Origin of the sequence: Akkermansia muciniphila (assembly GCF_030848305.1) — a bacterium.
In the GTDB taxonomy this organism is placed as follows: Bacteria; Verrucomicrobiota; Verrucomicrobiia; order Verrucomicrobiales; family Akkermansiaceae; genus Akkermansia; species Akkermansia muciniphila_A.
Genome location: NZ_CP114598.1, coordinates 843298 through 858263, shown reverse-complemented (window position 1 = coordinate 858263; position 14966 = coordinate 843298). Strand labels below are relative to the sequence as shown.

Here is a 14966-nt window from a genome sequence, read left to right as displayed (position 1 = left end):
TTCCGAAAAAGAACCTGCCTTTCCGGAAGCCGGGGAATTTATTTGATGGAAGAGGGGGAAGTATCCGGTTGGGCGATGGAATCTCTCATTTTAGTATCAGCCACCACATTTTGGTAACGGGCGTAGTCCAGCACTCCCAGATTGCCGTTGCGGAAAGCTTCCGCCATGGCCATGGGAATCTGTGCTTCCGCTTCCACCACCTTGGCGCGCATTTCCTGCGTTTTTGCAGCCATTTCCTGTTCCGTGGCTACGGCGGCGGCGCGGCGGACTTCCGCTTTGGCCTGGGCGATTTGTTTGTCCGCTTCCGCCTGCTCGGCCTGGAGGCGTGCGCCCACGTTGCCGGCTACGTCCACATCCGCAATATCAATGGAAAGCACTTCAAACGCCGTGGCGGCATCCACCCCCTTGTCGCTTACGGTGCGGGAGATCACTTCCGGCTTTTCCAGAACATCCTTGTAGGAGGGGGCGGAACCTACGGCGGAAACGATGCCTTCCCCAACGCGGGCGACTACCGTTTCTTCCGTGGCGCCCCCTACGAAGAGATCCAGGTTGGTGCGCACCGTTACGCGGGCGCGCACCGCCACCGCGATGCCGTCACGGGCCACCGCCGTCAGGCGCGTTTGGCCGGAGCTGGGATTCGGGCAGTCGATGACCCGGGGATTAATGGAGGTGCGCACGGCTTCCAGCACGGTTTTGGAGGTGCCCTTCACGGCCAAGTCAATGGCGCAGGCGCGGTCGTAGCTCAGCGGGATGCCGGCCTTCTCCGCCGCAATCAGGGCGAGCACGCAGTCCACAATGTCACCGCCGGCCAGAAAATGGGCTTCCAGTTCATCCGTACTGATGTCCAGACCTGCTTTGGCGGCCGTAATGCGGGTGTCCACCACCAGAGGGTAGGGCACTTTCCGGAGCCACATCCCCAGCATGTTGCTCATGGAGACGGGCGCTTTTGCCAGACGGGCGCGCAGCCATGTTTTGAAGAATTTGGCGATGATGGCGAAGAAAATGACCAGAAAGATGACGAGGACGACGACCAGAATTGTTCCCCAGGCGGTCGCGTTGGAAATGTTTGCTGACAGCAAGTTGTTCATGTGTCCTTCCATACCATATGAGCCGAAGCGGGGTAAAGATATAATTGTGTTACCTGCGGTTAAAGGTATTGACCTTTCAGTGGATTCGTGGCAATGCACTTGGCCGTGCGCACCATTGATTTTGATTATCCGCTGCCGGAAGAACTGATAGCGGACCGTCCCCTTCCGGATCGCGCCGCGTCCCGGATGATGGTCATTCATCGGGATACGGGCATGATTGAGCACAGGCATTTTTGCGATTTGCCGGAGTATGTGCGGGAAGGGGATCATTTTATCCTGAATGACACCAGGGTGGTTCCGGCAAGATATTTTTCCAACGACGGTTCCATTGAAGTAGTGCGCGCAGAGGCGCTTAATCCCCTCTTATGGAAGTGCATGGTGCGTCCCGGCCGCAAAATGAAGCTCGGGCGTACGGTTGCCATCGGGGAGGCGGTAGGCATCGTGGAAGACATTGATGGGGAGGGATACCGCCTCATCCGGTTTGACCGGGAAGTGGATGAGGAAAAATACGGCCGCCTGGCTCTTCCCCATTACATGAACCGGGAAAGCGACCCCTCCGACAAGGAGCGTTATCAGACCGTTTACGCCAGACATGAAGGGGCCATTGCCGCCCCTACGGCCGGGCTGCATTTCACGCCGGAGCTGCTGGCGTCCGTCCCTCATGATTTTTTGACCCTGCATGTGGGCGTGGGAACATTCCGTCCCGTCAAGGCGGACAGGATTGAAGACCATCAGATGCACACGGAGCATTTTTTTCTTCCTGAAGCCGCCGCCCGGGCGGTCAATAACGCCAGAAGGGTCATTGCCGTGGGCACCACCAGCGTGCGGGTGCTGGAACATGTGGCGGCGGCAGAGGGTCTGCCGTTGAGGGAGTGCGCCGGTTCAACGAACATCTTCATCTATCCTCCCTACAACTACAAGGTGGTGGACGCCCTGATCACGAATTTCCATTTGCCGCAGAGCACGCTGCTGATGCTTGTCAGCGCTTTCGCGGGCAAGGAACTGATCATGAAAGCCTATCTGGAAGCTATCCGGGAACGGTACAGATTTTTTTCCTACGGAGACTGCATGCTGATTCTGTAACATCCCGGCGGTTTTTCAAATATCTTTTGGAAAAAGTGCGGATGTTTGTTAAAGCCTGTTTTACGAAGGGCGCTGCGGACGGAGGGATGGCGGCGGAACGCCGCCCGGAGAAGAATGGGGGTGCTGTCTTCTTCTGAATTCCAGCAGGCTCCTTCCGTGGTTCCTGAGTTGGCGGAGGGTAATCAAGGCATGCAGTATTTCTTCCAGCAGAATATGCATCATGTTGGCATAATGGCGGTCCGTGCTGTTCCGGCACAACCGGGGGAAATAGGAGGCTTCCAGCTCCGGAGCGTTCCATTTATTCCGGATGATGCGTCTTCTGCGGGAGGCCCGCGGCCAGCAGGGATATTCCCGGTCCCTCAAATAAAGAAGGTAGCAGTCTTTCAACATGTCGAGCTGGAAGGGTGCGCCGGCGCATGCCGGAAGGGAGATGAAGGGGTGCATGTCTTTTACCCCTTCCAGCGTCATGTGGATGGTTGTTTCCGCAAGCACGGTCCAGTAGAGAATGGGCTCCGTGACGGAACGGCTCCTCCTGCGGAACCGCAGGTAGAAATGGCGGCTGAGTTCCAGGGCTGAAAGGGCTTTGATATAATGCGCCAGGACCGCCCGGCCGTATTGGCGGAAAATGAACTGTTCCAGTTTTTGCTGGAGTGGGGCGTCTCCTATGGCCATTTCCTTCTTGAGAAGGTTCCACAGCTCCTTGAATATGGCATCTTCAGGCATAGATTAAAAACAATTATTTCCAATATAAAATAAATTAATTCATGGAAAATCCAGATATAATTTTGCAAATTCTTCCCAATTCCGTCATGCGGGCGTAGAGCATATCCGAATACAAGAACGAAGGCATCTGGCCGGCCGCCGTTCCTGGTTTGATTTTTTCCGGGCCGCCGGATCATTTCCGTTATCCGGAAACGGGATGTAAAGGTTTCCGATGGCGATGCATGGCCGTTTGTCCGGCCTCCAGTGCAGGACAATGGCCCGACAGATTCACGAGGGTGAACAGGACGAAAATTTATGAACACGTTTGATAGGAATCCCGTGTGGGAAAATGCAATTGGGAGCGGTCGCAAATAGAATATGGTGAAAATTTGCCGGGGTCATTTTTTCATGTAAAAAGTGCGACTGCATTTCCATGCGGCGTAATGCGTTCTTGTGAGGGCAAATAAAACGCGATAGCGTAAAAACGACTCGACGGTTAAAGATACCCCTTATCCCTGTCACGCGCGTATGGATCACGATTTCAGTCTCATTCTCACTTTTGTCGGCGGATTGACCGCTGCCCTTCTTTTCGGCCTTATTGCCAGAAAACTGCATTTATCCCCGCTGGTGGGCTATCTGCTGGCCGGAGTGGTGGTTGGTCCGTACTCGCCGGGATTTGTTGCGGATTCCCACACGGTGGAACAATTCGCGGAGCTGGGCGTTATTCTGCTGATGTTCGGGGTGGGGCTCCATTTCCATTTGAAGGATTTGATTGCCGTGCAAAAAGTGGCCGTGCCGGGAGCGGTTGTCCAGATATCCGTGGCTACCGTGCTGGGTGTGCTGGTCGGGTGGATGTTCGGATGGTCCACGATTTCCGGGCTGGTGTTTGGCATGGCGATTTCCGTGGCGAGTACCGTGGTGCTGACGCGGGTGCTGGAAGACAACCAGAACCTCCATACGCCCGGCGGTCATGTGGCCTTGGGATGGCTGGTGGTGGAAGACCTGTTTACCATTCTGCTTCTGGTTCTTATCCCCGCCGTGATGGAAGCGCGCCAGAGCGGCGCCGGAGACTGGGGCGGCATTCTTTCCGGGCTTGGCTGGATGTTCGTTAAGCTGGCGCTGCTGGTGGCCCTGACGCTGTTTGCCGGGAAAAAAGTCATTCCGCTGGTGCTGCGGTACGTGGCGCGGACGGGCGCGCGCGACTTGTTTACGCTGGCTGTGCTGGTCATTGCGCTGGGCGTGGCGGTATGCTCCGCGGAATTTTTTGGCGCTTCCATGGTTTTGGGGGCGTTTTTGGCGGGGATGGTTGTAGGGCAGTCGGACTTCTGCGCGCGCGCGGCGGCGGAAGCCATGTTGATGAGGGATGCTTTTGCGGTTCTCTTCTTTGTTTCCGTGGGGATGATGTTTGACCCGATGTCCGTGGGGGATTGCTGGCCTCTGGCCTTGGCAACGTTGGGGGTGGTGATGATCGGCAAGCCGCTGGCGGCTTATGTGGTTGTCCGCTGTCTGAGACGGCCGGTGCCGCTGGCGCTGAGCGTATCCGTGGCCCTGGCGCAAGTGGGTGAATTTTCCTTCATTCTCGCCGGAATAGGCCTCATGTACAACATCCTGCCTCCGGATGCCAATCAGGCCATCATTCTGGCGGCGGTTGTCTCCATTTCCTTAAATCCCATCCTGTACCGGCAGATTGGGCCTGCAGTCAAATGGCTGCAAAAGCGCGGCGTCGGCCTTGCGGACCTGGGAGGCGTGAACAGCCTGGCGCTCCCGTCAACGGATGCGCGGCGCGTAGTGCTGGTAGGGTTTGGCCCCACGGGGCGCATCCTTAAAAGGATACTGAATGACAACGGGGTGGAAGTCGTCATCGTGGAAATGAACATAGACACGGTTACCGCTATACGGGAACAGGGAGGGGACATTGTTTACGGGGATGCCAGCCAGCGGGAAATTCTGCGCCATGCGGGCATTGAATATGCGGAAAGCCTGATTCTCTCCGCTTCCATTCCGAATGCCAAGGAAATAGTAGGCGTGGCTCTGGATCTCAACCCTCATATTGATGTGATGATTCATACCAAGTACATGAGGGATGTGGATATTCTGAAGGAAGCCGGCGCTTCCCAGGTTTTTTCCTCGGAATCGGAAGTTGCCCTGTCCATGGCGGAATATTTCCTGCGGGAAGGCGGCGCGGACGACGAACAGATCGTTTCCGAGCGCCTGCGCATTCGTGCGGAGCTGGACAGGGAAAGGCTCGGAGTTTCCGTTGCGGGTCATTCATAACTGTTGGCTCCGCTTTGTTCGGGCGGAGACGTCCATGCCCGGAGCGCTCCCGTGCTCCTTCCGCATGCCGGCAGCGTTTGCTGAACCCGCCTTCCTCCGGATTCGGAATATGTTTTTACGGGAATCCGGTAACAGTCATTCCACTGCTGTTCTATTTGGACGGTTTAAGAATGACGGTAACGCGTCCCAGGTGGTGCAGTGCGTTTTCTATCTGGTTTTCCAGCTGTGAGGCGATCTGGTGGCATTTCCTAATAGTCAGGGCGGCATCCACGGAACATACGCAGATCAAGGTCGGGAAATTGTCCTCCCTAGTCAGGTCCAGCTTGAGAACCTTGCGGATGTTCCCGTGCTGCTGGAGAATGAGATTTACCTTCAGGCATACTTCCTCCGGAGAAACTTGTTCCGTAATGGCGTTTGTTTCCATGTCGCGGCAATCCGGTTCAATGCGGCAAATTACTTTCTCCGGCTTGAGCTCATGCAGAACGGAATTCCTGAAAGCCTCCACCACCTGGTAACCGCGTTCCAGAGGCCAATCCGCAGGAATTTCCACATCCATGAAATAACAGGGGGCATGTTTGCCGTGGCTTGCATAAAAACCGTGAATGCGGACGTGGTGGCGCAAGGCCAGCCGGTGGATAATCATATCCGGTTCCATATGGGAAGGATTCCCCCGCGCCGGTTCGATATGAACGATGACATCCGCTTCCGGCAATTCATGCTTTACAATGTTTTCAATGGATTCCGCCACGTCATGGGCGTCGTCCACGTGCAGTTCCGCAGGCGCTTCTACGTCCAGCTCTACGAAGATGCGCGCGCCGCCGTCGCGCAGGCGGATGCGTTTGACCGGATAATCCGGGGCATTCTTTTTCATGGCGTCCAGCACCTGCTGCGTCAGGGAGGAAGAACCTCCGTCCATCAGGGCGTGAATGGAGCGTTTGGCAAGGCCGAAAGCCACGGAACAAACCAGAGCCGCCACAAACAGGGCCGCAATGGCGTCCGCCTTCTCCAGCAGGCCGTGCCAAGCTGATTCTGCGGGAATCAGATGAGACAGCCATATGCAGAAAAGACCCAGGAGCACGACTGCGGAAGACCAGATGTCCGTGGTGAAATGAAGTGCATCCGCTTCCAGGGCCTGGCTCTTGTGCTTTTTGGCTACCCGGCGGAGCATGGCGGAACGGTTCACGTCCACCAGCAGGGAAACGGCCACGACGGCAAAAGCCCACCAGGTGAGGGTAATCTCCGTCTCGTTGTAAAACAGCCGGTCCACGGCCTCCCAGACAATCCAGGCGCAAGTGACTAAAAGGAGGGCTGTTTCAGCCAGGGCGGACAGATTCTCCACCTTCTCGTGCCCGTAGGGGTGGCTTTCATCCGCAGGGCGGGACGCCACTTTTACGGCGTAAAAAGTCATGGCCGCCGCCATCAGGTCCAACCCGCTGTGCAGCGCCTCGGAAATAATGCCGAGGCTGCCGGTTACAATGCCGGCCCAGAGCTTGATGACCGTCAAAAAGGCGGACCACAGGACGGAGGAAAGGGCCGCATGTGATTTTTCCTGGTGCGCTGCTTGTTCCATAAGACAGGGGAAAAGAAAGAAGAGCACATCTAAGCCCGCCTCCCTTTCTTAGTCAATGATAACAGAGGCGGCGTTAAAACTTAGGCTCTGACCCATGACGGAATCACCCCCTTCATCATCGGGGCAGGACGGCATAATAAGAGCCTGCTGCGCGGATATATTTTTTTATTTCCACTATTAAAAAAATAGCAGTTATTATTTTAAATAATCAAAATATATTAAAAATTCATTGAAGGCAGAAGGAGATAGTTCTGAAAGCAGCCGGTCGCCGTGACCTAAAAAAGTATTGCCAATGCTGGGGAATACGTTATTTTGCGTGTGTTGAGAGTGACTGCCAAGCGGTAGCCGGAGCTCCTGAGAGCACGCGGCATGTTCCCCGGCAGAGTATCCGGTACCTGTAGCGTATTTACGGATGGCCGCACCCTGATTCCCTTCCTGCGTGGTATTTGCAAATGACAATGTGTTGCCCGGGTTGAAGAACAGTTCCACTTGTTAGTTTTTCTCTTTTCACCTACACTTACTATTATTCCCAATTCTATGTCAGGACATAATAAATGGTCTAAGATCAAGTACGTTAAGGCTAAGGAAGATGCCAAGAAGGGTAAGGTTTTTGCCCGCTTTGCCCATGAAATCATGCTGGCTGCCAAGAGCGGCGGCGGAGATCCTGATCTGAATCCGCGCCTGCGCGCCGCCATTGACGGGGCCAAGGCCGTGTCCACCCCCAAGGAAAATATCGAACGCGCCATCAAGAAGGGCACCGGGGAACTGGGGGGAGCTACTATCCAGGAGATTACTTATGAAGGCTACGGCCCCTCTGGTACGGCTTTCCTGATTGAAGTGGCAACGGACAACACGAACCGTTCCGCTTCCGAGCTGCGCACCCTGTTCACCAAAAACGGAGGCAGCATCGGCACCCCCGGTTCCGTGGCTTACCAGTTTGAACGCAAGGGAGAGGCCCGCATTATGGCGGAAGGCCTTACGGAGGATTCCGCAATGGATCTGGCGCTGGAATGCGGCGCGGATGATGTGGAACAGGGTGATTCCGACAATGAATGGGTGTTTGTTACGAGCCCAACGGAGTTGAATAACGTGTGCGCCGCCCTGCGGGAAGCCGGACATACGGTGATTTCCATGAAGCTGATTTCCGTGGCGCAGAATGCTTCCGTGATTAATGATCTGGAAACGGCGAAAGCCGCCCTGCGCCTGTATGAAGCGCTGGACGACTATGATGACGCGCTGAATGTCTTCTCCAATTTCGATGTGGCGGAAGAAATCCTTGAGCAGCTTGATTAACGCTGTTGTCTTTCAGAAGACGCCTGTTGTTGCAGTTCAATTTTCTTTTCCATGTCTGATACCCCCCCAGATTTGACTCCGGAACAGGTTTCTCCGGAGCCGGCGCCTAAAAAACGCATTGTCCGCAAAGCCAGGTCTGCGGCGGAAGCTCCGGCAAAGTCCCAATCCGTTGCGGAAGCGCCCGGGACGGAACAGGATTCTTCCCCGGCGCCCCGCAAGCGGGCGGTAAGGAAGAAGGCCGCTGAATTGGCGGATGGCGGGGTGGAAAGTGTTGATGTGCCAAGGAAGAAGACTGCCCGTAAAAACAGTGCTGAAATCCCGGTGGAAGAGGCGCAGGATGCCCCTGCCAGGCCCCGGCGCGGACGCCCGCGCAAGAAGCCTGTGGAGGAGGTCTCGGAAACTGACGGTTCTCCGGTCGTCTCCGGGACGGAGGCCCCCGTCAAACCGGTGCGCAGGCGTGCTGTCAAGGCTGTTGCGCCGGAGAAAGGCGCTTCGGCAGGCCCCGAGGCGGAAATGGCCGCCCATGTAGCTCCTGCCGAGCCGGCTTCCGATTCTTCCGATTCTGTTCCGGAGCAGCCCGCGGAAGGCAGACCGAAGGTTATTCGCCAGAGATTTGTGAGGAAACCAAGGGAACAGGAGCCGGAGGCGGATGCTTCCGCTCCGTCCATCAAGGTGGTGCAGGAAGGTGCGGCGGATTTTTCCGAAGATGCCGCCCGGGAACCGCGCCGGACGAATGAGCCTCAAAGGCAGCGTTTTGACAGGCAGAACCGCCGGAATAACAACGACCGTTTCAACAAAAACCGGAATAACCGCCAGGATGGCCGCAATGGCAGAAACGGCAATGACCGGGTTAAAAACCGTTGGAATAATAATCACCAGGAGGGCGGAACCCCTCAGAACAGCGCCCCCCGTGAGCTGGCTCCGCCGGAACCGGTGGACGGGCTGCTGGAAATTACGAATAAGGGGTTCGGCTTTTTAAGGAAGCCGGATAATGATTTTGACGCTTTTGCGGAAGCCGTCTATGTGCCGCAGGATATGATCCGCAAGTTCGGTTTGCGCCCTGCCGTGTGGGTGCATGGGCAGGCCTGCCGCCATGACCGCGGCATTCTTCTGACGGAAATTGCCTCCGTTAACGGGGTCGCTCCGGAAAAGGCGCGCAAAAACCCGCACTTTGAAGAACTCAAGGCGGTCAATCCTAACAAGCGCATTTCCTTTGAAACCCGGCCGGAGCGCTATACCACCCGCACATTGGATCTGATTGCTCCAATCGGGCGCGGCCAGCGCGGTCTGATTGTTTCTCCGCCCCGCGCAGGGAAGACGACGCTGCTCCAGCACATGGCGGAAGCCATTCTGGAGAATTACAGGGATTCCATTCACCTGATGGTGCTTCTGGTGGACGAACGTCCGGAAGAAGTGACGGAGTTCAAACGTTCCCTCCCCGGAGCCGAAGTGTACGCCTCTTCCAATGATGGAAGGGTGCGCGATCACTGCCGCATGGCGGAACTTTGCATTGAACGCGCCAAGCGGCTTGTAGAGGCGGGACAGCATGTCTTCCTGCTGATGGATTCCATTACGCGCCTGGCCCGCGCCTACAATAACGCTGACAAGGGAAGCGGCCGCACGATGTCCGGCGGTATTGACGCCCGCGCTCTGGAAATGCCCCGGCGCCTTTTTGCCGCCGCCCGCAATACGCGCCAGGCCGGTTCCCTGACGATTATTGCCACCGCCCTGGTGGAAACCAACAGCCGCATGGATGACCTGATTTTCCAGGAATTCAAGGGGACGGGCAATATGGAACTGGTGCTGAACCGCCGCATTGCGGAGCAATATATCTTCCCGGCCGTGGATATTCTGAAATCGGGAACGCGGAGGGAAGAGTTGATTATGCCGGAAGCATGGCTGTACAAGATGAACCTGATCCGCCGCGCTTTAGCCGGGCATAAACCTGTAGAAGCCATGGAGCGTTTCCTGTTCTTCCTGAACAAGTACCCCAGCAATGCCCAGATGCTGCTGGATTTGAAACAGAAAGCGTAAGCTTCCCAAATGACGCGGAGCTTTGGGAGGCTTGCGGAATTCCGTTCGGAAAAGCGGGAAGCATGGTCTTTCCCGATTGAATCAGGCGCGTCTTCAAACGCCCTTTTTGCTGTCCCAGATGGCGATGTGCAGACGGTCTGAAAAACGAAGACTGTAGCGGAGGCACCATTCCACCGCCTGCGCACGCATGGCGTCCAATTCATCCCGTGTGGAGGCCAGGGGCATGATCAGAATTCGTTCCGGGGGGATGCCTGTTTCGGAAGCCTGCCGCAGAACGGCTCTGACATCGTCCTCACACGCCACGACGAATTTGAACCAGGCTTTTTCCGTACCCGCCAGACGGCGCAGGATATCCGGTTTCCACGTTTTAACGGCATTATTGCCTGAATGGGGCAGTTTGGGAGACACGTTGAATTGCGTGACGCGTTTCAACAGCGCCGTATCCGGCATAATGGTTCCGTTGGTTTCCATCTCCACGGCATGCTCCGGCAGCAGGCGCAGCAGGGCGGGAAGCGCTTTTTGCTGAATAAGCGGTTCCCCTCCGGTCAGGACCAGGCGGCGGCAGGGATAATGGAGCACCAGCTCTGCCGCTTTTTCAGGCGTGAGCCGCACTACGGGAGCCGTTCCGTTCCAGGAATACGCTGTGTCACACCAGGAACAGGCCAGATTGCAGCCCGCCAGGCGCAGGAAAACGCAGGGTGTTCCCTGGGAGACTCCTTCCCCCTGGATGGAATGAAAAATTTCCGGTTGTCCGTGAATCTGGGCCAGTGTGAGCATGATCGGGCTGGCCTGAGACTATCATATCCCCGTCTCCCGTCAACGGCTCCCTGCAGGAAGGCGAGGGCTTCTTTTTTCTCCGCGCATTTTATTTTCCGGCGCGCGTTCAACTGTTGCTGCTGCGGAAGGCCGCACCCGTGAACAGGAGCAGGATGAATCCCGCGACGGAGGCTGCGCCCGTGAACAGCTTTTGAAAGGAGGCATGGTCTTTTTCCTTCTTTGCCAGCTTGTTCACTTCTTCCCTGGAGGCTTTCCGCATGGCCGCGCGGGCTTCGTCATAGGCCCGGGATGCCTGTTCTTCTTTTTCACGGGCCTGTTGCAGAGTTTTCCGCACGTCTCTGGACAGTTCCCTGTATTCGGCCGCAGCCAGCAAGTCTTCGTCGCCCGGTTCCGGGACGGCAGGTTCGTCCCAGCCATCGTCCGTCAGAACCTTGTTTTTCTGTTCGGTGAGTTTTTCCTCCGCTTTCTGCATCAGGCGTTCCTGTTTGCCTGATTTCTCTTCCAGAGTTTCCAGCGCAGCATCTGCGGCCCTCATTTTTTCCTTAGCAGCTGCGGTTTTCTGGCGGATAAGGTTCATTTGTGCCTGAAGTTTAGAGATATTCCCCTTCTGGGGGGCAGTCCCGGACAATTTTTTCCTGCTTTTGGCCTCTTCCCGTTTTTGGGCCAGTTCGCGTTCCGCCTGTTCCAGTTCCGTCTGAATGCTCCTCTGCTGGTCGGTCAGCCTGTCAAGCTGGTTTCTCATTCCTTCCCTCTTCCGGAGCAGCTCCTCCCTGGCGGATCTGGCGCTTTCCCTTTGCCTTTTCATGCGGCGGCGCAGCCGGTCAATTTTCTGGTCGTGTTCCTTCACTTCTTCCTGCTGGTCCGCCACGCTTTTCTGGTAGGCGGCCTCCTGGATTTCCTGATGCTGCTGCCTTTTTTGTTCGAGATAAGCTTGCTGGAATTTTTCTATGTCTTCTTCCGCCGCCCGGGAGGCTTCCTGGGCAGCATCCAGTTTTTTTCGGGATTGGATAACGGCTTTTTCCAATATTGCGGCCTTCTGTTCCAGGGCAGTTTTTTGGGCGGCCAGTTCCTTTCCTTCCGGGGAAATGCGGTGTTGATAATACCAGACGGAAAATCCGGCGGTTAACAGGGTCAGGAGAAGCAGTACGTAACGCATGAACATGTTCCGGCGATTCGGATAACGGTATAAAAATGGGTGAGCCCTGTCAATGTGGCATCAATAAGAATTGCCCGCTTCCCTCCGGAGATGGAGGAAGCGGGCTGTCTGGAAAGCAGGTTTCCGGAAACGCGTTTTTCCCTGTTAAAGATTCAGGGAGAACGCGGAGATAGCATCTATCTCTTTCGCGATTTTATCCAGCAGCTCATCGGAAACCGGCTGGTTCGTCTTGATCACGGTCAGGGCCTCCCTGGTGGCGTGGTCGGCCGGGGCGGCGATGTTGTCAATGTTGATTCCATGGGAAGACAGGGCGGAGCCGATGCGAGCGATAACACCCGGACGGTCCTTGTAGCGCAGGCATAATGTCGTGCCGCGCAGGTCCGCGTACAATCCGTTGAAATTGTTCAGGCGGGAGATCATGGGGATGCCTTCCGTCACCACGCCGCGCACGCTGGTGTGGAAATATTCCTCTTCCTCTTCCATGGCCACGTCCAGCGTGATGGAATCTTCATAAGGTTTGTCGTCTTTGGGTTCCCGCGCTTTGAAAACGATGCCGTGCTCCCGCAGGGATTCTTCCGCGGCGGCAGGCATGAGCCCTTTTTCCGCATGCGGCAGAAGGCCTTCCAGAATGGGGGCCGTAAACCATTTGCGGAAAATGCGCAGGTTGCCGTAAAAGGTGCATTCCACGCGGCGGATGGGCTTGTTGCCGCCGGCCTTGCGCGCCAGGGAGGCGAGCAGGAACGCCAGTTGAAGATGGGCCGGATTGAGGCCGCTGGGGGATTCCCCGTTCACCACGCAGGAGGTGTCGCCGTCGGAAAAGTAGGCGATCATCTGTTCCGCGGCGCGTTTGGCCGCTTTCGTATTGGCCTCCCGGGTGTTGGCTCCCAGGTGGGGAAGAATCAGGTCCGCAATGGGGGCGGAAGGCTTCTCTCCGGGCGCGTCCTTGGGGTGGACGTCCGTCAGGTAGCCGATGTTTTTGCCTGCGGCCTTGGCGGCGGCCAGCGCCTCTTCATCCACCACGCCGTAGCGGGAGCAGTTGATGAGCACTGCGCCGTCTTTCATTTTGCCGATGAGTTCCGCGTTCACCATGTGGTGGGTGGAGGGACCGCCCGGAACGTGCAGGGTAATAATGTCGCACTGGGAGAAGATATCTTCAATGCTGGTGGGGGTGACGCCGATGTTCAGGGCGCGCTGGCGTGCCAGAAAGTGGTCGTAGCCCAGCAGAATGGGTTCAAATCCCTGAAGGCGCTTGACGAGGTTGCGGCCGATGTTGCCCAGGCCGATGATGCCCACCGTCTTTTTGGTCAGCTCGCTGCCCATGTATTTTTTCTTTTCCCACAGGCCTTCCCGGGTGGTGGCGTCCGCCTGGACGATGTGGCGGTAGTAGGCCAGAATCATGGCCATGACCTCTTCCGCCACGGCATTGGAATTGGCTCCGGGGGTATTCATGACATCCACGTTTTTTTTACGGGCGTACACAATGTCGATGTTGTCGTAACCGGCTCCGGCGCGGACGACCAGCTTCAGGGAAGGAAGGGCGTCCATGATTTCCGGAGTGACTTTTTCGCTGCGGACGATCAGAGCCACGGCATCCGGATGGGCGGCTACCTGTTTTTCCAGAGGCGTATCAGCGTCCTGGATGACTTCATAGCCGGCCGTTTTAAGCGTGTTGGCCGCTACGTCGGAGAGTTTGGTGGGAATAAGGACCTTGTTCATGTTGGTGCGGTGAAAGAGATTATTGTTCAATGGTATGGATGAAAAGACCACTGCGAAGCTTGGGTTCAAACCAGGTGGATTTGGGAGGCATGATTTCCCCGGCGTCCGCTACGCGGAAAAGGTCGGCCATGGTGACGGGGTACAGGGAGAAGGCGAGCGCCATTTCTCCGGAACAGCGGCGTTCCAGTTCTCCCAGGCCGCGGATTCCTCCTACGAAGTCGATGCGGTCGCTCGTGCGCGGATCATCAATGCCCAGAATGGGAGCCAGCATATTCGCCTGGAGAATGGCGCAGTCCAGGCTTTCGATAGGATGGTCGGACGGGAAGGTTCCCGGTTTGGCCGTGACGGAATACCAGCGTCCATTCAGGTACATGCCGAATTCGTGTTTGGCGCGGGGGGCATAGCCTTCTCCGGGAATGGCATCCACAGGATTTACGTCAAAGGAGGCACGGAGTTTTTCCATGAATTCCTCTTCAGTCAGGCCGTTCAGGTCGCGCACGACGCGGTTGTAGTCCATGATGAAAAGGTCTTCATCACAGAAGACGACAGCCATCAGGTAATTGAATTCTTCCTGCCCCGTGTAGTCCGGGTGTTCCTGGCGGCGTCTGGCGGAAACGGCGGCGCTGGAAGCCGTGCGGTGGTGCCCGTCCGCAATGTAAAGGGCGTCCACTTCTTCAAAGCTTTTGCGGATGTCTTCCACCGTGCCGGGTTCGGAAACGGGCCACAGGATATGGGTGACGCCGTCCTCCGTGGTAAAATCATATTCGGGTTTGTGGAATTTAATCCATTCCCGGATGATGGCGGAAAGACCCTCATGTTTGCGGTAGGCCAGGAATACCGGTTCCGTCTGAGCGGAACAGGCGTCAAAGTGCTCGATCCGGTCAAGTTCCTTTTCCCTGCGGGTCAGTTCGTGCTTTTTAATGGCGCCGCTGGCGTATTCATCCACGGAGGCGCAGCCGACGATGCCCGTCTGTACGCGCCCCCACATGATTTGGCGGTAGATGTAGAAAGACGGCCGTTCATCCCGGAGGAGGTAACCTTCGCGGACGAACCTTTCCAGGTTTTCCCTGGCTTTGGCGTAGGTTTCCGGGGCATGAATGGCGGCTTCGCCCGTGTCGATGTCGGAACGGCAGATATGGAGGAAGGAGGCGTCGTTTCCGGCGGCCATTTCCTTGGCCTCCCGGTGGTTCATGACATCATAGGGGAGGGAGGAGACCCGCGCGGCCAGTTCCCGGGGAGGGCGCAGGGCGGGGAAGGGATGGAGAATGGACAT

General features: G+C 56.6%; 11 protein-coding genes. 4 read left to right on the top strand and 7 right to left on the bottom strand.

Annotation, left to right across the window (positions count from 1 at the left end):
* Positions 1-38: 38 nt before the first annotated feature.
* Positions 39-1088 carry a flotillin-like protein FloA gene (floA, locus tag O4G22_RS03775; RefSeq protein WP_022197821.1) on the bottom strand — a complete coding sequence of 350 codons (1050 nt, stop codon included), beginning with the start codon at positions 1086-1088 and terminating at the stop codon, positions 39-41.
* A 93-nt stretch (positions 1089-1181) separates the two neighbouring features.
* Between floA and queA the strand changes: the two genes are divergently transcribed.
* Entirely contained in the window at positions 1182-2171 is a 990-nt protein-coding gene (gene queA, locus O4G22_RS03770; protein WP_306702422.1) for a tRNA preQ1(34) S-adenosylmethionine ribosyltransferase-isomerase QueA, read from the top strand.
* Positions 2172-2231: 60 nt separating this feature from the next.
* On the opposite strand, the gene O4G22_RS03765 is transcribed toward queA, so the two are convergent.
* The gene (locus O4G22_RS03765) at positions 2232-2894 is read right to left on the bottom strand and encodes a hypothetical protein (RefSeq protein WP_306702205.1); all 663 of its coding nucleotides are present in this window, start codon (positions 2892-2894) and stop codon (positions 2232-2234) included.
* 507 nt (positions 2895-3401) lie between these two features.
* Between O4G22_RS03765 and O4G22_RS03760 the strand changes: the two genes are divergently transcribed.
* Complete coding sequence (locus O4G22_RS03760) at positions 3402-5147, top strand: cation:proton antiporter (RefSeq protein ID WP_290489479.1); 1746 nt, start codon at positions 3402-3404, stop codon at positions 5145-5147.
* 151 nt (positions 5148-5298) lie between these two features.
* On the opposite strand, the gene O4G22_RS03755 is transcribed toward O4G22_RS03760, so the two are convergent.
* Positions 5299-6717: a cation diffusion facilitator family transporter gene (locus O4G22_RS03755; RefSeq protein ID WP_290489481.1), complete on the bottom strand. Its 1419-nt coding sequence runs from the start codon at positions 6715-6717 to the stop codon at positions 5299-5301.
* 537 nt (positions 6718-7254) lie between these two features.
* On the opposite strand from O4G22_RS03755, the gene O4G22_RS03750 reads away from it, so the two are divergent.
* Together O4G22_RS03750 and rho are read left to right on the top strand one after the other, a co-directional pair.
* The gene (locus O4G22_RS03750; protein WP_290489483.1) at positions 7255-8010 is read left to right on the top strand and encodes a YebC/PmpR family DNA-binding transcriptional regulator; all 756 of its coding nucleotides are present in this window, start codon (positions 7255-7257) and stop codon (positions 8008-8010) included.
* A gap of 51 nt (positions 8011-8061) precedes the next feature.
* Complete coding sequence (gene rho / locus O4G22_RS03745) at positions 8062-10044, top strand: transcription termination factor Rho (protein ID WP_306702204.1); 1983 nt, start codon at positions 8062-8064, stop codon at positions 10042-10044.
* 93 nt (positions 10045-10137) lie between these two features.
* On the opposite strand, the gene O4G22_RS03740 is transcribed toward rho, so the two are convergent.
* The 4 genes from O4G22_RS03740 to O4G22_RS03725 form a co-directional block, all read right to left on the bottom strand.
* On the bottom strand, positions 10138-10821 hold the full coding sequence (locus O4G22_RS03740) for a 7-carboxy-7-deazaguanine synthase QueE (RefSeq protein ID WP_306702203.1): 684 nt from the start codon (positions 10819-10821) through the stop codon (positions 10138-10140).
* A gap of 106 nt (positions 10822-10927) precedes the next feature.
* Entirely contained in the window at positions 10928-11977 is a 1050-nt protein-coding gene (locus tag O4G22_RS03735) for a hypothetical protein (RefSeq protein WP_306713938.1), read from the bottom strand.
* A gap of 144 nt (positions 11978-12121) precedes the next feature.
* Entirely contained in the window at positions 12122-13693 is a 1572-nt protein-coding gene (locus O4G22_RS03730) for a 3-phosphoglycerate dehydrogenase family protein (RefSeq protein WP_290489488.1), read from the bottom strand.
* A gap of 19 nt (positions 13694-13712) precedes the next feature.
* On the bottom strand, positions 13713-14966 hold the full coding sequence (locus O4G22_RS03725) for a DUF1015 domain-containing protein (RefSeq protein WP_306702200.1): 1254 nt from the start codon (positions 14964-14966) through the stop codon (positions 13713-13715).